This window comes from Mycobacterium pseudoshottsii JCM 15466 (genome assembly GCF_003584745.1).
GTDB classification, from domain to species: domain Bacteria; phylum Actinomycetota; class Actinomycetes; order Mycobacteriales; family Mycobacteriaceae; genus Mycobacterium; species Mycobacterium marinum.
Window position 1 is genome coordinate 1666063 of the sequence record NZ_AP018410.1, and the last position, 23049, is coordinate 1689111.

The window sequence follows — 23049 nt, forward strand, 5'->3', positions numbered from 1 at the left end:
GGCGGGGCCAGCTACGTGCACGCACATTGCACTGGTAGCGGCAGCACAAACATACGGCCGCTACCTAACCTTCATCATAGCTGGTCGGCTCACGGCCACCGGCTTTCCGTCGTTCTCGCCGACTAGAGTGTTGCCATGACTTCGCCCTCATCCGCCGATCAGGTGGCCGATTCGACCGGGCCACAGCTATCGGCGGATCACCCCGGCGTCAACGAGTTGTTCGCATTGCTGGCCTATGGCGAGGTGGCCGCCTTCTACCGGCTGACCGACGAGGCGCGGATGGCCCCGGACCTGCGGGGACGTATTTCGATGGCGAGCATTGCGTCGGCTGAGATGGGGCATTACGAGCTGTTGCGGGACGCGCTGGAACGGCGCGGTGTCGATGTGGTGCCGGCCATGTCCAAGTACGTCTCGCCGCTGGAGAATTACCACCGGCTGACCACGCCGAGTACGTGGCTGGAAGCCTTGGTGAAGACCTATGTGGGTGACGCACTGGCCGCCGATCTCTACCTGCAGATCGCGGGCGGGCTGCCCGATGAAGTTGCGGACGTGGTCCGGGCGGCGTTGGCCGAGACCGGCCACTCTCAGTTCGTTATCGCCGAGGTGCGTGCCGCGGTGACAACCAGCGGGAAACAGCGCAGTCGGCTGGCGCTGTGGTCACGTCGTCTGTTGGGCGAGGCCATCACGCAGGCCCAGTTCCTGCTGGCCGACCACGACGAGCTGGTCGACCTGGTGGTCGCCGGTACCGGTGGTCTCAGCCAGCTCGGCACGTTTTTCGAACGTCTGCAGCAGACGCATGACAAGCGGATGAGTGAGCTCGGCCTCGGCTGACTGCCCTCGGCGCTAGCGGGTGCACGTCGCGATGATCGACGTGTTGGTGGATGCCACCACCAGCTGTCCCTGCGCGTTGACAATCGCGCAGTTCAAACGGCCGTAGATGCTGGTCGCGACCACCGACTCGGTCTGCACGCCCGGGTTCAAGACCACCATCTTGGTCCAGGGCAGGGCCACATTGAACTCGGTGACGGGGAAGCCGCGTGCGTCGGTGTAGACGATGTTCACCATGTCCAGGAGCTGCTTGGTTCCGGTCACGCGATAGATGACGGTGCGCGGATTCAGCGCGGCCGAGGGGGGTTCGGCGGGTAGCGGCTGCATGCCCGGCAGCGGCGCCACGGCGGTGGGTGGCCACGTCGGCGCTGCGCCCGGTGGTGTCACCGTTGTGAAGGTTTCCGGGGGGAGTTGGGACGCGGAGGTGCCGGGGTCTGGCCTGGTGCTGGTGCTGGCGCTGGGATAGGGAGCCGTCCGCGGTGGCGCTGATGGCGCAGTGGTGCGCGGTGTCGTAGAGATGACTGTCCGCGGCGTCGGAACGCCAACCTTGCCCTTGGTGGTCGCGCTGTCGCCACTATTGATCACGAGCGCGGTCGTGATGGCGCCCAGGGCCACCACGACGCCCAGCACCGCGGCGACGGGGCGCCACCGGCGATCCGCCGGCCAGGCGAGGTCCGCATAGCTGTCTGGGTATTCGTCTTGGTCGTCTTGGCTGTCTTGGTAGCCGTAGTCGCTGTAGCCGCCATAGCTCTCATCGTCCGGGTAGTCCTCGACGTCCCGGACGGTGTCGTACTGGGTGTGAGCTGAGTTGCTGATGGGGCCGATGGTATCTACGCGACGGTGCCGCTTCAGGGCTGCGATGGCGTGTCGGGCCAGGTTAGACCCAATTGTGATGAACCAATCTGCTAGCCGTGACCTGCTGGTACGGGCCGACAGGCCGATGTGCGGCGCCTCGAACGCGTCTACTAGCCTGCTGCTGATACGTCGACGACGGAGTAGCAACGGAAGGGGCCCCCGTGGAGGTCAAGATCGGAATCACGGACAGTCCGCGCGAGCTGGTGTTCGGCAGCGCGCAGACGCCCGGCGAGGTCGAAGAACTCGTCAGCGCAGCGCTGCGTGATGACTCGGGCCTGTTGAGCTTGGACGACGAGCGGGGCCGTCGGTTCTTGGTCGCCGCCGCCAAGATCGCCTATGTCGAGATCGGAGTGGCCGACGCCCGTCGGGTTGGCTTCGGGGTCGGTGCGGAAGCGGCGCGCAGCTAAGACCGAGCCAGCGGCACGTGCGACAGTCCGCCCCAGGCGAACTGCACGGTGCCTTCGATGGCATCCGACTTGGAGATCGGCCTGTCGGAGTCCAGCCAGTATCGGGCGCAGTCGACGCTCATGCTGACCAGGGCTACCGCGATCATCCGCGCTCGGTGCGGGTCCAGCCCGGAATCGGCGCTGATCAGGGCGAACACCGCGTCGATGCAGGATTCGGTGGCAACCCGCACTTGCGCGGCGACCTCGGGTTCGGTGACGTAGTCGTTTTCGAAGATCAGCCGGTAACCCTGGCTGTCGTGCTCGATGAAGTCGAAGAACGCCTGAACCGCGGCATACAGCCGTCCCCGGTTGTCGGTGGTCGTGCGCAGAGCTTGCTGTACCCCGGCCACCAGCTTGTCCACGTGCCGATTCAATACCGCCAGATAGAGTTCGAGCTTGCTCGAAAAGTGTTGGTAAAGAACAGGTTTACTGACGCCCGCCCGTTCGGCGATCTCGTCCATGCCGGCGGCGTGGTAGCCGCGATCGACGAAAACGTCGCTGGCGACGATGAGCAGCTGGCCGCGTCGCTCGTCTCGGGGCAGTCGGTTACCGCGCGCTTTGGGGGTCGCGCCCTCAGTCGACCGCACGCGGTCGGCTGATCTGACGGCGCGGTGCTGCGCCGCCTTGGCGAGATCGCTCATCGGTCCTCATCTGCTTGTCGGCCACTTGCCAACCCCGCGGCCGCACTGTTTGTCGCAACGACATTACTACCCGCGCCGCCGGGTCGATCCTTACTGGACGCTATCGGTGCCGGTGGATAGTAGTCGGACGGTCCATTCGGGCGTGCCAGGGGTCTACTCAGCGATGGCTGTGCCATCCTGGGAGAATGACGCATCCGCGCCCGTCGCGCAGCTCCGGTCAGGTACCTGTGCTGCGTGATGAGTGGCGAGAGCCCTTACGGGCCCAACGTGATCCCCTCGGCCAGGCGGCCGGGCGGGCCCGCGTCGACCGGGACCGGCCGCGCCAGTGGCGCAAACAAAGCTGGCTGGGGCGCTTTGTGTCGACCTACGGGTGGCGGGCTTATGCCTTACCCGTTCTGATGGTGCTCACCGTGGTCGTCGGCTATCAGACGGTCACCGGGACCACGTCGCCGAAGCCGGCGGCGGCCGAGGCCGTTCATGACACGCCCAACATTGGTTCGGTCGGCACTTCCATCATCGACACGCCGCCACGTGGTCTGGCCACATTCGACGCGAATCTGCCCGCCGGCACGCTGCCGGCGGGCGGTCCCTATACCCAGGCGGGGGACAAGACTTGGCGGGTGGTTCCGGGTACGACACCGCAGGTGGGGCAGGGCACCGGCAAGGTGTTCAAGTACACCGTCGAAGTCGAGAACGGCCTGGACCCGACGATGTACGGCGGCGACGATGCGTTCGCCCAGATGATTGACCAGACGCTGGCCAATCCCAAGGGGTGGACGCACGATCCGCAATTTGCGTTCATGCGGATTGATACCGGAAAGCCCGACTTCCGCATTTCGCTGGTGTCCCCGGCCACGGTGCGCGAAGGATGTGGCTACGAATTCCCGCTGGAAACATCCTGCTACAACCCGTCCTACGGCCCGGACCGGCAGGCCAGGGTCTTCATCAACGAAGCCCGCTGGGTGCGCGGCGCCGTACCGTTCGAGGGCGATATCGGTTCCTACCGGCAGTACGTGATCAATCACGAGGTCGGTCACGCCATCGGGTACCTGCGGCACGAGGCCTGCGAGAAGCCGGGCGGCCTGGCCCCGGTGATGATGCAGCAGACCTTCTCGACGTCGGATGACGAGGCCGCGCCGTTCGATCCCGAATTCGTCAAGGCAGATGGCAAGACCTGTCATTTCAATCCCTGGCCCTACCCGATCGCCTGAGAGCGGCGGGGCGTCACCGTCCTTCGGCGCCGATCCGCGTGCCGAAATTGCGCCGACAGTTTGGCTGTTGAACACTGTTGCGCATCGTTGCCGCCTACCCGCGTACCTGCTGTGATTGGTTGGGCAACGTGTATCGGCGTTGAACCGCCATGATTGCCGAGGAGATGTTCGGTGTCCACGACAGCATTGCCGCCCCTGGTTGCGCCCGCCGCAACGCTGAGCCGCGAAGAGGTGGCCCGCTACAGTCGCCACCTGATCATCCCCGATCTGGGCGTTGACGGGCAGAAGCGACTCAAGAACGCGCGGGTCCTGGTGATCGGTGCCGGAGGGCTGGGTTCGCCCACGTTGTTGTACCTGGCTGCCGCGGGTGTGGGCACCATCGGCATCGTCGACTTCGACGTCGTCGACGAGTCGAACCTGCAGCGCCAGATCATTCACGGCGTCGCCGACGTCGGGCGCTCCAAAGCCCAGTCGGCGCGTGACTCGATCGTCGCGATCAACCCCCTGATCGAGGTCCGGTTGCACGAGTTCCGGCTGGAATCCGACAATGCGGTCGACCTGTTTGGCCACTACGACCTGATCATCGATGGCACCGACAACTTCGCCACCCGCTATCTGGTCAACGATGCCGCGGTACTGGCCGGAAAACCCTATGTGTGGGGTTCCATCTACCGGTTTGAGGGCCAGGTATCGGTGTTCTGGGAGGACGCCCCGGGCGGGCTGGGGCTCAATTACCGAGACCTCTACCCCGAACCGCCGCCGCCGGGAATGGTGCCTTCATGTGCCGAAGGCGGGGTGCTGGGCATCATCTGCGCCTCCATCGCGTCGGTGATGGGCACTGAGGCGGTGAAGCTGATCACCGGGATCGGAGAGACACTGCTGGGCCGGCTGATGATCTATGACGCGTTGGAGATGACCTACCGCACGATCAGGATTCGCAAGGATCCGGCGACGCCGAAGATCACCGCGCTGATCGACTACGAGCAGTTCTGTGGCGTGGTCTCCGACGACGTCGCCAGGGCCGCCAGCGACTCCACCATCACCCCGCAAGAACTGCGCGCGATGATCGACTCCGGCAAGAAGCTGGCCCTGATCGACGTGCGCGAGCAAGTGGAGTGGGACATCGTGCACATCGACGGAGCTCAACTGATCCCCAAGTCGTTGATCAGCACCGGTGAGGGCCTGGCGAAGCTGCCCCAAGACCGCACCACGGTGCTGTACTGCAAAACCGGCGTGCGGTCGGCCGAGGCGTTGGCCGCGTTGAAGAAGGCCGGTTTCGCCGATGCGGTCCACCTGCAGGGCGGGATCGTGGCCTGGGCCAATCAGATGCAGCCCGACATGGTGATGTACTAAGCCGGATGTCTTCTAAGCCGGATACAGGCCCAGCGCCCCGCGGGGCCTCCACTAGGCTGACTGCCGTGAGTGTCGAGCCACCGCCCGAGCACGTGTTGGCGGCAGTTGGTTTGACCGGTGTGGAGCCCGCCTCTTTGGGCGCCAGCTGGGAAGGCGGCTGGCGGTGCGGTGAAGTCGTGTTGTCGATGGTGGCAGAGAATGCCCGGGCGGCCTGGTCGGCCCGGGTACGCGAGACCCTCTTCGTCGACGGCGTGCGCCTGGCCCGACCGGTCCGTTCCACCGACGGGCGGTACGTGGTTTCCGGCTGGCGGGCAGATACATTCGTGGCCGGAACACCGGAGCCGCGCCACGATGAGGTCGTTTCGGCGGCGGTGCGACTGCACGAGGCCACCAGCAAGCTGGAACGGCCGCGGTTTTTGACCCAGGGGCCCGCCACGCCGTGGGCGGCGGTCGACGTTTTCATCGTCGCCGACCGCGCCGCGTGGCAGGAGCGACCCCTGCAATCGATCCCGCCGGGGGCCCGCCCGACCCAGATGACCGAGGACGCAGAGCAGTCGATCGAACTCGTCAATCACCTCGCGACGCTTCGCAAACCGACGCGCAGCCCCAATCAGGTGGTGCATGGGGACCTCTACGGCACCGTGCTGTTCGCCGGAACGGCTCCGCCGGGGATCACCGACATCACACCGTATTGGCGGCCCGCGTCCTGGGCCGCCGGAGTGGTTGTCATCGACGCGCTGGCCTGGGGCGATGCCGACGACGGACTCATCGAACGGTGGGGTGCTCTGCCGGAATGGCCGCAAATGCTATTGCGTGCCTTGATGTTCCGTCTGGCTGTGCATGCGCTGCATCCCCGCTCTACCAGTGAGGCATTTCCGGGTCTGGCCCGCACCGCTGGGCTGATCCGGATGTTGCTCTAGCAACTGGGCGGGAATTCGTAACGCACCTGATCCAGCGCGATCTTGCCGTCCACGCTGAGCACCCCTTCGGCGCGCAGCAGCTCGAGTTGGCGGCTGGTCAGGTGCCGGGCCGGACGCCCGGAGGCAGTGATCACCCGGTGCCACGGCAGATCGACCGAGTCGGTACGCATGATCCAGCCGGCGATGCGGGGGCTGGAAAGCCCGGCGGCAGAGGCGATATCACCATAGGTGGCTACCCTGCCCGACGGAATCGCTGCGACCAGCCGGCGGACCCGCTCGACCTGCTCGTCGGTGACGGGGGCCATGGTCAGGGTGTTTTCAGCTGTTCGCGGATCAGTGTGGCGACTTCAGTGGGTTTGGCCTGGGGAACCATGTGTCCGCACTCGAATTCCCGCAGGGCGAAGTCGGCTCCCAGCCGTCCCCGCAGGGCCGCGATGAGTTCGTCGCTGACGTACTGCGGATCGGCACGCACCGCCCGCACCAGCGTGGTCGCGATTCCCGGGGGAGGCAGCGGGGCGTCGCGGGCGAGCTCACTCCAGTAGCACACCATGGCGGGCAGGCTGATTCGCCAGCTGTACCGCCCGTTCGGCAGGGTGATGAGGTGCTCGTCGAGTTCGGCGTCGAGCACCGCGGGATCCACGTCCGCCCACGCGCCGTATGCCCGCTCCATTCGCGCCTCGGCCGGGTCGGTGTAGTCGGGGAAGGCCACCATGGCGTCGACCACCTCGCGCACCCGTGAACCATCCAAACCGATCGCGGGATCCAGCAGTATCAGCGCTGCGACCAGGTCCGGATGCGCCGCGGCCAGTTGCAGCGCCACCGCCCCGCCAAAGGAGTGCCCCACCACCACTACCGGCCCGTCGGCTTGGTCCTTGAGCAATGCGGCCAATGCCGAAACGTTGGCATCGATGCTCCAGGGCGCGGCCCACGACGATCTGCCGTGGCCCAGCAAATCCGGTGCGGCGATGCTGACTTCGGGCAAGTAGCCGGCCAGGTATTCCCAGGATTGCCCATGCTCGGTGACGCCATGGATGGTCAGCACCCGCACGGGTTCCTCGGGGCCATAGCGGTGCACGTGCAGGTCGGTGCTCACGTGTCGATGGTGCCAGGTCGAGCACGAGTCGCCCCTCGAGGGAGGTGCGCGGCAAAAACACCGATCAGCGGTCAGCGCCCAAGTCGTCGTCGGAGGTCGCGACGATGTAGGCCTGATCGATCACATCGGCTTCGTTGGCATCGCGGTCCCCGGCGTCGCTCAGGTACTCGGTGTCCAACCCCGGCTCTTCGTCGTAACCGGCCGGAATGCTCTGTTCGGCGGCATCACCTTCAGGCACGGGATCGGGTGTACCTACTACTTCGGCATTGTTGTCGGCATTGTTCATGATCGATACTCCTGCCGTAGACATCCGGCATCAAGCCAGCTTAATCGGCCTGACCTGATGCCCGTCGCCGTTGCTGTTGCCGCGGGCTACGATAGCCGTTCACAGTGCGCGCCAGCGAACTTTTCGCGTCTGACGGCGTGGAGCGGGCCGAAATCCACCGGGAGCAGCAATGGACTGCATCAAGCGCGGTTGGGCGCTGACCGGGCAGAGCTGGCGGATCCTCAAAGGCGACCTGTCGCTGATGCTGTTCCCACTTCTTTCCACGCTTTTCGCGTTCCTGGCCGTGGTCGCCATCTGGGCGCCCACGCTGATCCTGCGGGGAGTGTTTGACGGCCAATACATCGACGAGCATGACCCGGTCTTCTACATTGCCGGCTTGGCAACGGCGTACGTGTCCACTTTCATCGCTATCTTCTTCAACGTGGCACTGGCCGCTTGCGCGGCGCGTTCCATGCGCGGTGAGGACACCAAGGTCAGCGATGGGGTCAGGGCCGCCATGCACCGCATCGGCCCGATCCTGGGTTGGACTCTGGTGGCCACCACGGTTGGGCTGATCCTGCGGGCCCTTGAAGAACGGATGCCGTTGTTGGGCAAGATCGCGGTCTGGCTGACCGGAGCCGCTTGGGCCATCGCAACGTTTTTCGTGATCCCAGTCGTGGCGCTCGAGGGCAGCGGGCCGATCGAATCCCTGAAACGTTCGGCGACCGTCGTCAAGGCGCGGTGGGGTGAAAGCGCAACCGGGGCCGCCGCCATCACGGTGATCATCTGGCTGGTCAGCATCATGATCGTGCTCACCGGCGTGGGGGGTGCCGTCGCGCTACTTGCGGTCAATCAGCCGGTGCTGGCTGCCGCCGTGGTGGCGATCGCGGTCGCCTGCATCATTGTCGTCTCGTTGATCTCGAGTGCGCTGGGCCAGATCTTCCGCGTTGCGGTTTACCAGTACGCCGTTTCCGGCCAGGCGCCGAGCGGGTTCGACGCGGGGCTGCTGCAGGCGGCGTTCGAGCGGCGCTAGCCGAGCCCTGCCGAGTCGGCTTGGCCGCACCGCGGTCAGCTTTGTACCTGAAACCACCTATGCACTAGCGAATTTGGTCCGATCTGGCGCCTTGGCCGCCATCAGCCGGGCCAACCTTGTCAGACCCCTGTGATTGCATGCCGTCATGTCACTGAGCTGGGGTGCCGAGGCGCGGGAGCTGCTGACGCCGGGGTCACGGGGACTGGTGCGGGTCCTGGGTGGTCCCGGCACCGGGAAGAGCGCCTTGCTGGTACAGGCGGCAATCGCTCATATCGCCGCGGGTGCCGATCCGGAATCGGTTCTGCTGCTTACCGGTTCCGGCCGGATGGGGATGCGGGCGCGCAGCTCGTTGACCACGGCGCTACTGCGCTCACACACCACCGGGAGCGGCCGCGCCGCGGTCCGTGAGCCGTTGGTGCGTAGCGTGCACAGTTACGCCTACGCAGTGCTGCGGCGGGCGGCCGAACGCACCGGCGATGCGCCGCCGCGGCTGCTGACCAGCGCCGAACAGGACGCCATCATTCGGGAACTGCTTGCCGGGGACCTCGAAGACGGACCGAGCGCCAGGTCGGCCTGGCCGCGACACCTGCTGCCCGCCCTGACGACCGCGGGATTCGCGACCGAGCTCCGAAACCTCCTGGCACGCTGCGCCGAACGCGGGGTAGACCCAATGGAGTTGGAGCGGCTGGGCCGTCGCAGCGGACGCCCCGAATGGGCCGCTGCCGGCCGATTCGCCCGACAGTACGAGCAGGTGATGTTGTTGCGCGCGGCGGTCGGGACGGCGACGCTACAAGCCACCGCACCGGCATTGGGTGCCGCCGAACTGGTCGGGAGCGCACTGGAGGCCTTCGCCAGCGATCCCGAATTGCTGGCCGCCGAACGTGCGCGGCTGCGGTTCTTGCTGGTTGACGACGCTCAGCAACTCGATCCGCAGGCGGCAAGGCTGGTTGAGGTGCTGGCGGCCGGTGCCGAGTTCGCCTTGATCGCTGGCGACCCCAACCAGGCGGTGTTCGGTTTTCGCGGCGGTGAGCCCGCCGGATTGCTGGGCGGCCCGCTGGACGGCGGTCCGGCGGTGACCTTGACGATGTCGCATCGCTGTGCCCCCGCCGTGGCGCGCGCCGTCAGCGGCATCGCCCGCCGGCTGCCGGGCGGCAGTGCCGGTCGCCACATCGATGGCACCGGAACCGAGGACGGGTCGGTCACCGTGCGCCTGGCCGCCACGGCGCATGCGGAGGCGGCGGCGATCGCCGCCGCGCTGCGACGGGCACATCTGGTCGACGGAGTTCCGTGGTCGCAGATGGCGGTGATCGTCAGGTCGGTACCCCGGGTCGCCGCGCGGCTGCCGCGGGCACTGGCGGCCGCGGGTGTTCCGGTGTCGATACCCCCGATCGGGGGGTCACTGGCCGAGGAACCCGCGGTAGGCGCGCTGCTTACGGTTCTGGCTGCGACCGCCGAAGGGCTCAACGCCGATCAGGCGCTGGCACTGATCACCGGACCCATCGGCCGCGTGGACCCCGTCACGCTGCGGCAGCTGCGCCGCACCCTGCGGCGCGCCGTCGCCGGTCGTTCGCCAGAGGATTTCGGGGACTTGCTGGTTGCGACGTTGTCCGAGGATGGGCGCCCTGCAGTCGGGTCAGCGGGGTCAAACCAGCCGCCAGGGCCACAGTTTGGGCCGCTACGGCGGGTGCGTGCCGTGCTGGCCGCGGCAACGCGATGCCACCGTGCGGGCCAAGACCCGCGCTACATCCTGTGGGCCGCATGGCATCGGTCGGGTCTGCAGAATCGCTGGCTCGCAGCCATCGATCGCGGCGGCCCGGCCGGTGTCCAGGCGACCCGCAACCTTGAAGCGGTAACGGCCTTGTTCGACATCACCGACCAGTACGTCTCGCGCACGTCGGGCGCATCACTGAGCGGACTCCTCGAGCACGTTGCGGCCCTGCAGTTGCCTCGAGTCAGCGAGGAGCCGGTAGCACAGAACGAGCAGGTCCGGGTGCTCAGCGCGCACGCGGCGCTCGGTCATGAATGGGACCTGGTGGTCATCGCCGGATTGCAGGACGGCTTGTGGCCCAACACGATTCCGCGCGGGGGAGTGCTGGCCACGCAGCGCCTGCTTGATGAACTCGACGGCGTCAGCGGCAATGCCTCGGCGCGGGCACCGCTACTGGCCGAGGAACGCCGGCTGTTGCTGGCGGCAATGGGCCGGGCGCGGCGGCAACTACTGGTGACTGCCGTCGACGGCGACACGAGCGGGGGTGGCCAGCAGGCCGCGCTTCCGTCGGAATTCTTCTTCGAGATCGCGCAGTGGGCCAACGGGGACAGCCAAGCCGTCGCAGCGCCGCCGGTTTCGGCGCCGCGCGTGCTGTCGGCCGCGGCGGTGGTGGGCAGATTGCGCGGCGTGGTGTGCGCGCCGGACGGCGCGGTTGACGACGCTGCCCGGCAATGTGCAGCAACACAATTGGCTCGGTTGGCCAAGGCCGGCGTGGCGGGGGCCGATCCCGCGGGATGGCACGGGCTGATCCCGGTGAGCACGACTGCTGCGCTCTACGGCGCCGGCGATGTTGTCACGCTGACGCCCTCCACCCTGCAGACCCTCAACGACTGTCCGCTGCGTTGGCTGGCCGAACGTCATGGTGGGACCAACCCGCGTGACCTGCGAGCCACCATCGGTTCGGTGCTGCATGCGCTGATCGCCGAGCCGGGCGCAAGTGAAGAGCAACTGCTGGCCGAGCTGGCCCGGGTGTGGAAGCTCCTGCCGTTCGAGGCGGATTGGTTTTCGAGCAACGAGCTTGCCCGGCACCGAGCGATGATCCAGGCGTTTGTCGAGTGGCGGGGCCAGACGCGCAGTGAACTGACCGAAGTGGGAGTCGAGATCGACATCGATGGAGTCCTGGACGCGGCCCGCGACGACGGCGGCGCAATTCGTCTGCGGGGACGGGTCGATCGGCTCGAGCGCGACGGTGCGGGGCGATTGGTGATCGTCGATATCAAGACCGCAAAGACACCAGTCAGCAAGGACGACGCACAGCAAAATGCCCAGCTGGCCATGTATCAGCTTGCGGTGGCCGAGGGGATGGTGGAGGCCGGTGCCGAGCCCGGTGGTGCGCGACTGGTCTATCCGGGCAAGAGCGCGGCCGCCGGTGCCGCCCAACGGGATCAGGATCCACTGACGCCGGCCGCTCGTGACCAGTGGCGCAATCTGGTCCGTCAGGTTGCCGAGGCAGCGGCCGGGCCGCACTTCATCGCTCGGCGCAACGATGGCTGCTCGCACTGCCCGATCCGGCCGTCGTGTCCGGCCCACACCGACCGGTCGCCGCGATGAACCCGCGCTACAGCCCGGATGAGATAGCAAGTGCGCTAGGAATTTTCCCGCCCACCGACGAGCAGGCCGCCGTTATCGCCGCCCCTCCGGGTCCGTTGGTTGTCATCGCGGGCGCGGGAGCGGGCAAGACCGAGACGATGGCCGCCCGGGTGGTTTGGCTGGTCGCCAACGGCTACGCCGAACCAGGCCAGGTGTTGGGCTTGACGTTCACCCGCAAGGCTGCCGGCCAATTGCTGCGCCGTGTCCGGTCGCGGCTGGCCCGATTGGCAGGTACCACCGTGGGTGTCGCCGTCGGCGAAGCAGCGGGTGCGCCCACGGTCAGCACTTATCACGCATTTGCCGGCTCACTGCTGCGTGACCACGGCTTGTTGCTGCCCATCGAGCCCGACACCCGGTTGCTCAGCGAGACAGAGCTGTGGCAGCTGGCGTTCGAGGTCGTCAACGGATATCGCGGTGAGCTGTGCACCCAGAAGACCCCGGCGGCGGTCACCGCCACGGTGCTGCGGCTGTGGGGCCAGCTCGCCGAGCACCTGGTTGACACCCGGCAGCTTCGCGATACCCACATCGAGCTGGAACGACTCGTGCACGCCCTGCCGGCGGGCCCAAACCAGCGCGATAGCGGCCCGAATCAGTGGCTGTTGCGGATGCTGGCCACCCAGACCGAGCGGGCCGAGCTGGTGCCCTTGCTCGACGCGTTGCATGAGCGGATGCGCGCCGCCAAGGTGATGGACTTCGGAATGCAGATGGCCGCCGCCGCACGGCTGGCAGCGACGTGCCCGCAGGTCGGCGGGGAGCTGCGCAGCCGGTACCGCGTCGTGTTGCTCGACGAGTACCAGGACACCGGACACTCCCAGCGCATCGCGCTGTCGGCACTGTTTGGTGGCGGCGTCGATGACGGGTTGGCGTTGACGGCAGTCGGTGATCCGATTCAGTCGATCTACGGCTGGCGTGGTGCCTCGGCGACGAACTTGCCCCGGTTCAGCACGGATTTCGCGCTGTCCGACGGTGCCCCGGCACCGGTTCTGGAGCTGCGGACCAGCTGGCGCAACCCGCCGCGCGCACTGCACCTGGCAAACGCGATCTCGGCGGAGCCCCGCCGGCGGTCGGTGGCCGTACATGCACTGCGTTCGCGCCCGGATGCGCCGGCCGGGACGGTTCGTTGTGCGCTACTCGCCGATGTGCAGGCCGAACGGGACTGGATCGCAGACCAATTGCAGGGTCACTATCAGCGCGCGGCGGCCGACGGGGTTAGCCCGCCGACGGCAGCGGTGCTGGTGCGCCGCAACGCCGACGCCGCACCCATCGCCGATGCACTGGTTGCGCGGGGAATCCCGGTTGAGGTTGTCGGGCTGGCCGGCCTGTTGTCCATTCCGGAGGTGGCCGACCTGGTAGCGATGCTGCGACTGGTGGGTGACCCGACGGCCGGGGTCGCGGCGATGCGAGTGTTGACCGGTCCGCGCTGGCGGTTGGGCGGCAGCGACGTCGCCGCACTTTGGCGACGGGCGGTCGCGTTGGTGGGCGGTCCTCAGGTGGGCGCATCGGTCTCTCCCGGCGCCGTCGCGGCGGCGGCGGGTCCGGACACCGATACGGCGTGTCTGGCCGATGCCATCTGCGACCCGGGCCCCGCCGACTGGTACTCGTCGGCGGGCTACGAGCGCATCGGTGCGCTGGCAGCGGAATTGAACGCCCTGCGTGGGCATCTTGGTCATTGGCTGCCGGATTTTGTCGCCGAGGTACGACGCGTGCTTGGGCTGGATTGCGATGTCCGTGCCGCGGCGACGGCTTCGGGGGCATGGGTCGGTGCCGAGCACCTCGATGCGTTTGCCGACGTGGTCGCCGACTACGCCGAGCGGGCCGCCATCTCGGCTGGTAGCGCCCTGTCAACCAAGGCATCGGTGGACGGTCTGCTCGCCTATCTCGATGTCGCGGCGGAGGTAGAGAACGGGTTACCGCCGGCCCAGTTGACGGTGGCACGGGACCGAGTTCAAGTGCTCACCGTGCATGCCGCGAAGGGCCTGGAATGGCAGGTGGCGGCGGTGGCACATCTATCGGCAGGTGTTTTCCCGTCGACCGCGTCGCGAAGCAGTTGGCTCACCGATCCGGGCGAGTTACCGCCGCTGCTTCGGGGGGACCGGGCGTCGGTGGGCGCGCTGGGCATCCCGGTGCTAGATACCTCGGCGGTGACAAACCGAAAGCAGTTGTCGGACAACATTTCCGCGCATCGGGAGCAGCTAGATCAGCGGCGCGTCGATGAGGAGCGCCGGTTGCTCTACGTCGGCGTTACCCGGGCCGAGGACACCGTGCTGGTATCGGGTCACCACTGGGGGGCCACCGGGCTGAAGCCGCGCGGACCATCGGACTTCTTGTGTGAACTCAAGGACATCATCGAGCGGTCGGCCGCGGCCGGCGATCCCTGCGGGACGGTGGATCAGTGGGATCGGGCACCGGTCGCTGGTGAACGGAACCCGCTGCTGGACGACGTTGTCGAAGCGGTTTGGCCAACTGATCCGTTGGCCACGCGGCGCGGCGATGTCGAACGTGGGGCCAGGTTGGTCGCGGAGGCGATCTCTGCCGATGCCGGTGTCGAGGCCCCCGCTGGCGGTGCCGCGGTCGCCGATATCGAGGGCTGGACAGCCGACGTCGATGCGCTGTTGGCCGAGCGGGCGCGTGCCGTGGGGCCGCCGACGCGAGCGTTGCCGAACCAGTTGTCGGTGAGCGGGCTCGTCGAGCTGGCCCGCGACCCGGTGGGGGCCAGGCAACGGTTGGTGCATCGCTTACCGACTCGGCCGGATCCGCATGCCCAGCTGGGCAATGCCTTTCACACATGGGTACAGCAGTTCTACGGCGAGGAGCTGCTGTTCGACTTGGGGGACCTCCCGGGTGCTGCCGACTCCGATGTGGGCCAAGTCGAGGATCTTGCGCCGTTGCAGGAGGCCTTCGCCGGATCTCCTTGGGCGGCGCGCACGCCGATCGCCGTCGAGGTGCCATTCGAAATGCCGGTCGGCGACACCGTGGTGAGGGGCCGCATCGACGCGGTATTCGAAGACCCCGATGGCGGCGCAACCGTCGTCGACTGGAAGACCGGTGAGCCGCCGCGTGGGCCCGAAGCCATGCGGCAAGCCGCCGTTCAGCTGGCTGTGTACCGGATGGCGTGGGCTGCCCTGCGCGGATGCCCCGAATCGTCGGTGCGTACCGCCTTTCACTATGTGCGCACCGGAGTCACCGTCATCCCCGATGAGCTGCCTGATGGGATGGCGTTGGCCGAGTTGCTCGCCGACTCCGATCCGCCTTGCAGTTGCTAATCGTGGTTACATGTTTCTCGTGCCTGTGTCGTGCATTGGGGTTAGCCGATGACGGATTTCCGTGGCGAAAGGTAGTTGGCGGCGGCTGAGGCGTCTCGACGAGAGACTGACCGCTCAGCCCAGTTACGCGCTTGTCGGCGTGCTGCGTATTCCTCAAGGGCAGGCCAGTCCTGCTCGCATCATTACGCGCAGGGTGACGATCGCCTTGGCGGCGCTGCTGGCGGGTGCCATCACGGTCTATCTGGATCGCGATGGGTATCACGATTCGCAGGGTGATGAACTGTCCTTCTTGGACTGCCTGTATTACTCGGCGGTGACCCTGTCGACCACCGGGTATGGCGACATCACACCGATTTCCGAACTGGCGCGCGCGGCGAACGTCCTGATCATCACACCGCTGAGGATTGCGTTTCTGATCTTGCTGGTCGGGACGACGCTCGAGGTTGTCACCGAAACGTCGCGTCAGGCACTGAAGATCCAGCGTTGGAGGAGCAGAGTGCGTAACCACACCGTGGTCATCGGCTATGGCACCAAGGGCAAGACGGCAATCAGCGCAATGCTCGGCGACGAGGCCGTTCCCGGTGAGATCGTTGTTGTCGACACCGACCGGGGCGCCCTCGACCGCGCCGCCGCGGCCGGGTTGGTCACCGTGCACGGTGACGCCACCAAATCCGATGTGCTGCGGTTGGCCGGTGCACAGCACGCGGCCTCGATCATCGTGGCCGCCAGTCGCGATGACACCGCGGCGCTGGTCACGTTGACGGCTCGCGAGATTTCGCCCAAGTCGCAGATCGTGGCATCCATCCGAGAGGCTGAGAACCAGCACCTACTCGAGCAGTCGGGAGCCGACTCGGTGGTGGTTTCTTCCGAAACCGCCGGCCGGCTGCTGGGGCTGGCCACCACCACACCCAGTGTCGTCCAGATGATCGAAGATCTGCTCACTCCGGATGCCGGGCTGGCCATCGCCGAACGCGAGGTGGAACAAAGCGAGATCGGTGGATCTCCGCGTCATTTGCGCGACATCGTGCTCGGTGTCGTTCGTGGCGGCCAGTTGCTGCGCATCGGCGCCCCCGAAGTGGACGCCATTGAGGCCAACGACCGCCTGCTCTACATCCGCAACACGGGGCACTAGTGGCGATCGCAAGCGCGGCGCAGCCGGGGGCAGCGGGTCGCCACCAAGGTGGCGGCGTGGCGATCGCAAGCGCGGCGCAGCCGGGGGCAGCGGGTCGCCACCAAGGTGGCGGCGTGGCGATCGTAAGCTCGGCGCAGCCGGGTCGCCAGGGGGGTGAGAGCTAGCGTGGACTTCCAGCTGCGCGAGGTTCCGTTGTTGTCCCGCATCGGCGCAGACCGGGCCGACCACTTGCGAACCGACGTCGAAGCGGCGGCCGCGGGGTGGGCCGATGCGGCGCTGATGAGGGTGGATTCTCGTAATCGGGTATTGATGGCCGACGGCCGGGTGGTGCTCAGCCCGGCCGCCGATTTCGCCGAGAAGCCGCCGCCGGAGGCGGTGTTTTTGGGCTGTCTCGAGGGCGGTCGCCATGTCTGGGCAGTCCGAGCCGCGCTGGAAGCTCCCGAGGATCCTGGAGCTCAGTCCGAGGTGGCCGACCTGCGCAAACTCGGCAGCATCATCGATGACACCAGCAGCCAGCTGGTGGCATCTGCCATGGCCTTATTGAACTGGCACGACGGTTCGCGGTTCAGCCCAGTCGACGGCAGTCCGACCAAACCGGCCAGGGCCGGCTGGTCGCGAGTGAACTCCCTGACCGGCCACGAGGAGTTCCCGCGCATCGACCCCGCGGTGATCTGCTTGGTGCACGATGGCGGCGACCGGGTGGTGCTGGCCCGCCAGGCAATCTGGCCGCACCGGATGTTCTCGCTGCTGGCCGGGTTTGTGGAGGCCGGCGAATCGTTCGAAGTCTGTGTCGCCCGGGAGATTCGTGAGGAAATCGGTCTGACGGTGCGCGATGTGCGTTATCTGGGCAGCCAGCCCTGGCCCTTACCGCGCTCGCTGATGGTCGGTTTCCATGCGGTGGGTGACCCAGATGAAGACTTTTCCTTTAATGACGGCGAGATCGCCGAGGCGGCCTGGTTTACCCGCGATGAGGTGCGAGCCGCCCTTGCGGTTGGTGATTGGACGAGTGCATCGGACTCAAAATTGCTGCTGCCGGGATCGATTTCGATCGCCCGCGTGATCATTGAATCTTGGGCGGCAGCGCGCGACTAAGCGCTATTTGACTCGATCACAAATCAGGGCTCCGGCGTTGTTGATTAGCAGGCTTGTGAGCTGGGTTGATGATCTTTGGTGCCGCGCTATTGGGGCCGGAGTGTAGGCACGGGCTATCTGGAGAACGATCGAGTTGGTTACTGTTCGTCGTTGGTCTGGAGTTGCCCGTGCCTACCGTTTCAGTATTGCCTGTGTCGCCGGTTCCAGAGGTGTTCGACCGCTGGAGTCCTGGTGAGCGCAGCGAGCTCATCGGATCGGAGTTTCTCGATGTGTTGGCCTCGGTGCCAGACCCGAGGGGCCCACGCGGTCGGAGGTATTCGCTGATGGCTTTGTTGGCGATCGCGGTTCTGGCCACTGCCGCGGGGATGCGCGGCTATGCTGGTTTTGCCACATGGGCGGCCACCGCTCCCGATGATGTGTTGGCCCAATTAGGGGTCCGGTTCCGGCGGCCCAGTGAGAAGACCTTCCGCGCTGTTTTGTCTCGGCTAGACCCCGCCGACCTCAACGCCAGGATGGGCAGTTACTTCACTGCACACGTGGCCAGCAGCGACCCCAGTGGATTGGTGCCGATCGCGTTGGACGGCAAGATGCTGCGTGGTGCTTTACGCGCCAAAGCGACAGCCACGCATCTCGTGTCGGTGTTCGCCCACCGTGCCCGATTGGTGCTCGGTCAACTCGCTGTCGCCGAGAAAAGCAATGAAATTCCCTGCGTACGTGCCCTGCTCACGCTGCTGCCGGGTAGCTTGCGGTGGCTGGTCACCGTGGATGCGATGCATACCCAGGTCGTCACCGCGAAGTTGATCTGCGCCACCTTGAAGTCGCACTACCTGATGATCGTCAAGTCCAACCAAGCCAAAATACTTGCGCGTATCACCGCGCTGCCCTGGGCCGAGGTGCCCACAGCCGCTACCGACGACTCCCGCGGCCACGGCCGTGTCGAGACCCGCACCCTGCAAATCATCACCGCTGCACGAGGAATCGGCTTCCCCTACGCAAAACAAATCATCCGGATCACTCGTGAACGCTTGATCACCGCCACCGACCAGCGCAGCGTGGAGGTGGTCTATGCCATCTGCAGCCTGCCGTTCGAGCACGCCCGCCCTACCGCGATCATGACCTGGATGCGTCAACACTGGGGAATCGAGAACAGCCTGCACTGGATACGCGACGTCACCTTCGACGAAGACCGTCAAAGGGCACATACCGGAAACGGCGCACAGGTCCTAGCAACGCTACGCAACACCGCGATCAATCTGCACCGCCTCAACGGCGCCGACAACATCGCCGAAGCCTGCCGGATCACCGCTTTGACCGCCAACCGCCGCCTAGACCTCCTCAATCCACAATTCCCCAGCTCACAAGCCTGCTAATCAACAACGCCGGAGCCCTGGATCACAAATGGCTTCGAGCACCGCATTCGCGATCCGCTCGGCGGGTTCGATGCCCAATACGCCAACGGATATTAGAACCGAATTCTTGGCCCGATACAGGTGGCTCCATCCCGCGTCGGTGATCCTCAGCGTGGTGGGATCCGACTTGTCCACATCGAAATCGTAATTGGGGTCGTGCATTGCCACACACGTCGTCAGGGACGTTTCGAGCTGATCGAGTGCATTGCGAGCGGCGTGCTTGTCCGGGTAGATGGCTACCGCCTGACTGACCGAGTCAATCAAGGCCTTTCCGCCGGGATGGATGTCGTCGGTGACCCCGCTGTAGCCCGCGCTACGAAATTCCAGCCATCCATTGGCAAAGGTGAGGTCACTGGTTCCGGCCGCCCGGCAGGGGCCCGGCGCGCTCAGGTCACCCGGCGGTGGATGGCGCAAGTCTGCGTGCGCGTGTGCGGTCAGTTCTTCGTAGTTAGCAATGCGACGCACTTCTTCGACGCTGATGATCAATGCGTCGGCGCCGCTGGGAGGTGTAGAAGTGGTGGTGCTGGGCTTGGCTGTGGTGCTCTGATGCGAGCAGGCTGAAATCGCCAACACCGCAATGCAGACGATGAAAGCCGACCTGTTGCGACGGCTAGACGCGGCACGAAAGACCATCTGCCACTTGCGCCAGCCTGCGAAACGCATCGCTGTCGTTCGGGTTGAGCCGTCTGGCCTCATCGTTGATAGCCGTTTTCTGCGGACTGCTGTCCGCGGTCGGAGTTGGCGTTGCTGTACCGGCGAGTCACCGGTACTCGACGACATAATGGCCATGGTACGGGCGGCTGCATTCTTTGTCGGGCACCCATGCATTGGGCGACAAGCTGTGTCGGAAACGCGCCGTGAGTGCGCGGTCCCCAATTAGCTAGCCGCCAATGTCGGCCATTTTTTTTCTTGACCTCCCGGGCGCTGGGGTTAGTCCGCGTCGAGCCGTCTGCGAACTTCACTGTCGGAACGGTCCGGTTGCCCCCGTTGACCGAGCCTACGAAATCCCCTGCGGCAGGTTCGCGTTCAATGTCGATCTCATCGTAGGCGATTCCTTCGGCTTTTAGGGCCGTCTTGAGCCGAAGACAATAACCACACCATGAAGTTGTGTAGATGGTGAGCGCAGCATTGGTCATGGGACGTAAACGTAGCCCGGTGATCGGGGGCTGCGCGCGGCAGGGCTGATCAGCGGCGGACGGCTTAGGGTAGAGGCGTCCGGCAGGGTGCCGGCCGCGTCTGGCGGCGTGGCGGGGCCCCCGGATTGTCAGCCCGCACTGTCAAGATGGAGACCATGCCGACGCTCGCTCAGCCACTGACCGCCGGGCTGGACGACGAGCAACGCGAAGCCGTGCTCGCGCCCCGCGGACCCGTCTGCGTGCTCGCCGGGGCCGGAACCGGCAAGACGCGCACCATCACGCATCGGATCGCTCAGTTGGTCGCTAGCGGCCACGTCGCCGCCGGGCAGGTACTCGCGGTGACATTCACTCAGCGGGCGGCGGGGGAGATGCGCGCCCGGTTGCGAGGGCTGGATGCCGCGGCACAGACAAGCGCCGGTGTCGGTGCCGTCCAGGCGCTGACGTTTCACGCGGCCGCCCACCGCCAGCTGCGATACTTCTGGCCGCGCGTCGTCGGCGATATCGGCTGGCAGCTATTGGACAGCAAGTTTGCCGTCGTTGCCCGCGCGGCCGGCCGTGCCAGGCTCAACGCCAGCAGTGATAACGTGCGCGACCTGGCCGGCGAGATCGAGTGGGCCAAGGCATCGCTGATCACCCCCGAGCAATACCCGGCGGCGGTGGCCGCCGCATCCCGAGATACTCCGCTGGACGCCGCGCAGATCGCGGCCGTCTACGCCGAATACGAGTCACTCAAGGTGCGCGATGAGAGCCTCACCCTGCTCGATTTCGACGATCTGCTGCTGCATACCGCGGCCGCCATCGAAAACGACGCCGCGGTGGCCCAGGAATTCCGGGACCGGTACCGCTGCTTTGTCGTCGACGAATACCAGGATGTCACTCCGCTGCAGCAACGAGTCCTGTTGGCCTGGTTGGGAGATCGCGACGACCTGACAGTCGTCGGTGACGCCAACCAGACCATCTATTCGTTCACCGGGGCATCGCCTCGATTCCTGCTCGACTTTTCCCGCCGATTTCCCGACGCCACCCTGGTGCGTCTGGAGCGCGACTACCGGTCCACTCCGCAGGTGGTCTCGTTGGCCAACCGGGTGATCGCGGCGGCCCGCGGCCGGGTTGCCGGTAGCCGGCTGCAGCTGACCGGCCAGCGCGAGCCCGGCCCGGCTCCGTCGTTTGATGAATATCCCGACGAGGTCGCCGAAGCCACCGCGGTGGCGGCGTCGATCGCCCGGCTGATCCAATCCGGAACGCCCGCATCCGAGATCGCCATCCTCTACCGCGTCAACGCGCAGTCCGAGGTCTACGAAGAAGCCTTGACCGAGGCCGGTATCGCCTACCAGGTGCGTGGCGGCGAGGGATTCTTCAACCGCCAAGAGGTCAAGCAGGCGATGGTGGCCCTGCAGCGTGCGGCGGAGCGCGATATCGAGGCAGCGTTGCCCGATGTGGTCCGCACGGTCCTAGAACCCCTCGGGCTGACCGCCGAAGAACCCGCCGGGACCCGGGCCCGGGAGCGCTGGGAGGCGCTGAGCGCATTGGCGCAACTAGTCGACGACGAGGTGGCGCAGCGACCGCACCTGCAGCTTGCCGGATTGCTCGCCGAGCTTCGAGCGCGCGCCGACGCACGCCATCCACCGGTGGTGCAGGGTGTCACCCTCGCCTCACTGCACGCGGCCAAGGGTCTGGAGTGGGACGCGGTGTTCCTCGTCGGCTTGGCCGACGGCACGCTGCCGATCTCGCACGCGTTGGCGCATGGCCCCGAGAGTGAACAGGTCGAAGAGGAACGCCGGCTGCTTTATGTCGGAGTCACCAGGGCCCGAGTGCATTTGGCGCTGACCTGGGCGCTGACCCGGTCTCCGGGCGGGCGTCAGGGCCGCAAGCCGTCGCGCTTTCTCAACGGCATTGCGCCGCAGACACGTGCCGATCCGGGGCCGGCCAAGAACCGGCGCAACCGCGGCCCAGTGCGCTGCCGGATCTGCAACAAGGAGCTGACCACGCCGGCGGCCGTGATGCTGCGCCGGTGCGAAACGTGTGCCGGCGACGTCAATGAGGAATTGCTGCTGCAGCTCAAGTCCTGGCGGCTCAACACCGCCAAGGAACAGAACGTGCCCGCCTACGTCGTCTTCACCGACAACACGCTCATCGCGATCGCCGAGCTGCTTCCCGCCGATGATGCATCCCTGATCGCGATACCAGGCATTGGCGCCCGAAAGCTGGAGCAGTACGGGGCCGATGTGCTCGAGCTGGTGCGCCAAGCACGGTAAGCGGCAAAACCGCTGGTCAAAAAATCGGTTGTGATGTTCGGTCGCGACCGTTTAACCTCTAACAGGCTTATAGGTGCCGGCGCTGAACGCTGGCACGGCGGCGAGCAACACGAAAGGAGGCGGCCACGATGATGAACATGAATACGTTCGGTGTAGGCGTGGCTGCCGCCGTGTGGTACCCGGCCGCCCGTCATGCCGCCCGCACCGCCATCCCGGCGGCAGCGGGTAAGCACCGCGTCGCCGCCGCGACTGACTCGTCCGTGGATCGGAGCCCAACGTAGGCACTACGTAAAGCCCGATTTCCGCCCAAGTGGCCACGGACCTCAGTCACCAGGATCCGTGGCCAATTTTTTTTTGGGTCAACCGCCCGCCGCCTGGTCCGGATCACTTCGAACGAAAGCCCCTAGACCAGGAAGCAGGTGAGCATGGACATGTCGGCACTGGCCGTCCCTAGACAGACGCTGCCGGTGTTGCCCTGTCATGTCGGTAATCCGGACTTGTGGTTCGCCGAGACCCCGGCCGATCTCGAGCAGGCCAAGGAACTCTGCGCGAGCTGCCCGATTCGCCCCCAGTGCTTGGCCGCTGCGCTTGAACGCGCCGAGCCGTGGGGAGTATGGGGTGGCGAGATCTTCGAGCGTGGCTCGATAGTGAACCGCAAGCGCCCGCGCGGGCGTCCGCCCAAGGTTGCCGCCTAGTAACCGCCCGAATCGCCGGGGCGCGGCCATCGCACCGATTCTCGATGGCCGCACCCTGGCGATC

At 66.2% G+C, this 23049-nt stretch carries 19 protein-coding genes and 1 pseudogene; 13 read left to right on the forward strand and 7 right to left on the reverse strand.

Annotated features, from left to right (window positions below; translation table 11 throughout):
- The first annotated feature begins 135 nt into the window (after positions 1-135).
- Complete coding sequence (locus MPSD_RS07515) at positions 136-831, forward strand: ferritin-like fold-containing protein (RefSeq protein WP_012393214.1); 696 nt, start codon at positions 136-138, stop codon at positions 829-831.
- A gap of 12 nt (positions 832-843) precedes the next feature.
- Here MPSD_RS07515 and MPSD_RS07520 read toward each other — a convergent pair whose 3' ends face one another.
- Positions 844-1830, reverse strand: coding sequence for an MmpS family transport accessory protein (locus tag MPSD_RS07520; protein WP_020788331.1), 987 nt, complete (start codon positions 1828-1830; stop codon positions 844-846).
- Between the two features lie 14 nt (positions 1831-1844).
- Here MPSD_RS07520 and MPSD_RS07525 point away from each other — a divergent pair, with 14 nt between their 5' ends.
- Positions 1845-2090, forward strand: a complete 246-nt coding sequence (locus MPSD_RS07525; RefSeq protein WP_012393216.1) for a DUF3107 domain-containing protein — start codon at positions 1845-1847, stop codon at positions 2088-2090.
- Here the strand turns inward: MPSD_RS07525 and MPSD_RS07530 are convergent.
- Positions 2087-2770, reverse strand: a complete 684-nt coding sequence (locus tag MPSD_RS07530; protein ID WP_011740487.1) for an HTH-type transcriptional activator FasR — start codon at positions 2768-2770, stop codon at positions 2087-2089. The genes MPSD_RS07525 and MPSD_RS07530 overlap by 4 nt on opposite strands.
- 185 nt (positions 2771-2955) lie before the next feature.
- On the opposite strand from MPSD_RS07530, the gene MPSD_RS07535 reads away from it, so the two are divergent.
- The 3 genes from MPSD_RS07535 (at position 2956) to MPSD_RS07545 (ending at position 6254) form a co-directional block, all read left to right on the forward strand.
- A complete protein-coding gene (locus MPSD_RS07535; RefSeq protein ID WP_051153717.1) occupies positions 2956-3981 on the forward strand; it encodes a DUF3152 domain-containing protein in 1026 nt (341 codons plus the stop codon).
- A gap of 171 nt (positions 3982-4152) precedes the next feature.
- Positions 4153-5334, forward strand: a complete 1182-nt coding sequence (gene moeZ / locus MPSD_RS07540) for an adenylyltransferase/sulfurtransferase MoeZ (RefSeq protein WP_012393218.1) — start codon at positions 4153-4155, stop codon at positions 5332-5334.
- 65 nt (positions 5335-5399) lie between these two features.
- Complete coding sequence (locus MPSD_RS07545) at positions 5400-6254, forward strand: TIGR02569 family protein (protein ID WP_165601473.1); 855 nt, start codon at positions 5400-5402, stop codon at positions 6252-6254.
- Here MPSD_RS07545 and MPSD_RS07550 read toward each other — a convergent pair.
- The 3 genes from MPSD_RS07550 to MPSD_RS07560 form a co-directional block, all read right to left on the reverse strand.
- On the reverse strand, positions 6251-6559 hold the full coding sequence (locus tag MPSD_RS07550) for an MGMT family protein (protein ID WP_015354894.1): 309 nt from the start codon (positions 6557-6559) through the stop codon (positions 6251-6253). The two genes, MPSD_RS07545 and MPSD_RS07550, sit on opposite strands and share 4 nt — an antisense overlap.
- 2 nt (positions 6560-6561) lie before the next feature.
- Positions 6562-7347 (reverse strand): alpha/beta fold hydrolase, encoded by a 786-nt coding sequence (locus tag MPSD_RS07555; protein WP_106407440.1) that lies wholly within the window; start codon positions 7345-7347, stop codon positions 6562-6564.
- Between the two features lie 64 nt (positions 7348-7411).
- Positions 7412-7633, reverse strand: coding sequence for a hypothetical protein (locus MPSD_RS07560; protein WP_012393222.1), 222 nt, complete (start codon positions 7631-7633; stop codon positions 7412-7414).
- A 169-nt stretch (positions 7634-7802) separates the two neighbouring features.
- Between MPSD_RS07560 and MPSD_RS07565 the strand changes: the two genes are divergently transcribed.
- From MPSD_RS07565 to MPSD_RS07600, 6 genes are all read left to right on the forward strand, one after another.
- Positions 7803-8645 (forward strand): DUF6159 family protein, encoded by an 843-nt coding sequence (locus MPSD_RS07565; RefSeq protein WP_086085439.1) that lies wholly within the window; start codon positions 7803-7805, stop codon positions 8643-8645.
- Positions 8646-8790: 145 nt separating this feature from the next.
- Positions 8791-11964: a PD-(D/E)XK nuclease family protein gene (locus MPSD_RS07570; protein ID WP_086085440.1), complete on the forward strand. Its 3174-nt coding sequence runs from the start codon at positions 8791-8793 to the stop codon at positions 11962-11964.
- On the forward strand, positions 11961-15266 hold the full coding sequence (locus MPSD_RS07575; protein ID WP_086085443.1) for an ATP-dependent helicase: 3306 nt from the start codon (positions 11961-11963) through the stop codon (positions 15264-15266). Before MPSD_RS07570 ends, MPSD_RS07575 begins: the two co-directional genes overlap by 4 nt.
- 61 nt (positions 15267-15327) lie before the next feature.
- Complete coding sequence (locus tag MPSD_RS07580) at positions 15328-16398, forward strand: potassium channel family protein (protein ID WP_012393226.1); 1071 nt, start codon at positions 15328-15330, stop codon at positions 16396-16398.
- A 153-nt stretch (positions 16399-16551) separates the two neighbouring features.
- Complete coding sequence (gene nudC, locus MPSD_RS07590) at positions 16552-17490, forward strand: NAD(+) diphosphatase (protein ID WP_174524105.1); 939 nt, start codon at positions 16552-16554, stop codon at positions 17488-17490.
- A 167-nt stretch (positions 17491-17657) separates the two neighbouring features.
- A complete protein-coding gene (locus MPSD_RS07600) occupies positions 17658-18860 on the forward strand; it encodes an ISAs1-like element IS2404/ISMul1 family transposase (RefSeq protein WP_420811883.1) in 1203 nt (400 codons plus the stop codon).
- Here MPSD_RS07600 and MPSD_RS07605 read toward each other — a convergent pair whose 3' ends face one another.
- Both MPSD_RS07605 and mrx1 read right to left on the reverse strand, forming a co-directional pair.
- Positions 18861-19532 (reverse strand): sensor domain-containing protein, encoded by a 672-nt coding sequence (locus MPSD_RS07605; protein ID WP_232022783.1) that lies wholly within the window; start codon positions 19530-19532, stop codon positions 18861-18863.
- 269 nt (positions 19533-19801) lie between these two features.
- Positions 19802-20035: pseudogene (gene mrx1, locus MPSD_RS07610) on the reverse strand (mycoredoxin Mrx1); the annotation flags it as partial.
- Between the two features lie 155 nt (positions 20036-20190).
- Between mrx1 and MPSD_RS07615 the strand changes: the two are divergent.
- Both MPSD_RS07615 and MPSD_RS07620 read left to right on the forward strand, forming a co-directional pair.
- On the forward strand, positions 20191-22290 hold the full coding sequence (locus tag MPSD_RS07615) for an ATP-dependent DNA helicase UvrD2 (protein ID WP_174524101.1): 2100 nt from the start codon (positions 20191-20193) through the stop codon (positions 22288-22290).
- A gap of 431 nt (positions 22291-22721) precedes the next feature.
- Positions 22722-22985, forward strand: coding sequence for a WhiB family transcriptional regulator (locus tag MPSD_RS07620; protein WP_036427475.1), 264 nt, complete (start codon positions 22722-22724; stop codon positions 22983-22985).
- The last annotated feature ends 64 nt before the right edge of the window (positions 22986-23049 follow it).

Coding starts and splice junctions, on each gene's coding strand:
- MPSD_RS07515 (WP_012393214.1), top strand. CDS start 136: ATGACTTCGCCCTCATCCGCCGATCAGGTGGCCGATTCGACCGGGCCA.
- MPSD_RS07530 (WP_011740487.1), bottom strand. CDS start 2,770: ATGAGCGATCTCGCCAAGGCGGCGCAGCACCGCGCCGTCAGATCAGCC.
- MPSD_RS07535 (WP_051153717.1), top strand. CDS start 2,956: ATGACGCATCCGCGCCCGTCGCGCAGCTCCGGTCAGGTACCTGTGCTG.
- MPSD_RS07550 (WP_015354894.1), bottom strand. CDS start 6,559: ATGGCCCCCGTCACCGACGAGCAGGTCGAGCGGGTCCGCCGGCTGGTC.
- MPSD_RS07560 (WP_012393222.1), bottom strand. CDS start 7,633: ATGAACAATGCCGACAACAATGCCGAAGTAGTAGGTACACCCGATCCC.
- MPSD_RS07565 (WP_086085439.1), top strand. CDS start 7,803: ATGGACTGCATCAAGCGCGGTTGGGCGCTGACCGGGCAGAGCTGGCGG.
- MPSD_RS07570 (WP_086085440.1), top strand. CDS start 8,791: ATGTCACTGAGCTGGGGTGCCGAGGCGCGGGAGCTGCTGACGCCGGGG.
- MPSD_RS07575 (WP_086085443.1), top strand. CDS start 11,961: ATGAACCCGCGCTACAGCCCGGATGAGATAGCAAGTGCGCTAGGAATT.
- MPSD_RS07605 (WP_232022783.1), bottom strand. CDS start 19,532: ATGGTCTTTCGTGCCGCGTCTAGCCGTCGCAACAGGTCGGCTTTCATC.
- MPSD_RS07615 (WP_174524101.1), top strand. CDS start 20,191: ATGCCGACGCTCGCTCAGCCACTGACCGCCGGGCTGGACGACGAGCAA.
- MPSD_RS07620 (WP_036427475.1), top strand. CDS start 22,722: ATGTCGGCACTGGCCGTCCCTAGACAGACGCTGCCGGTGTTGCCCTGT.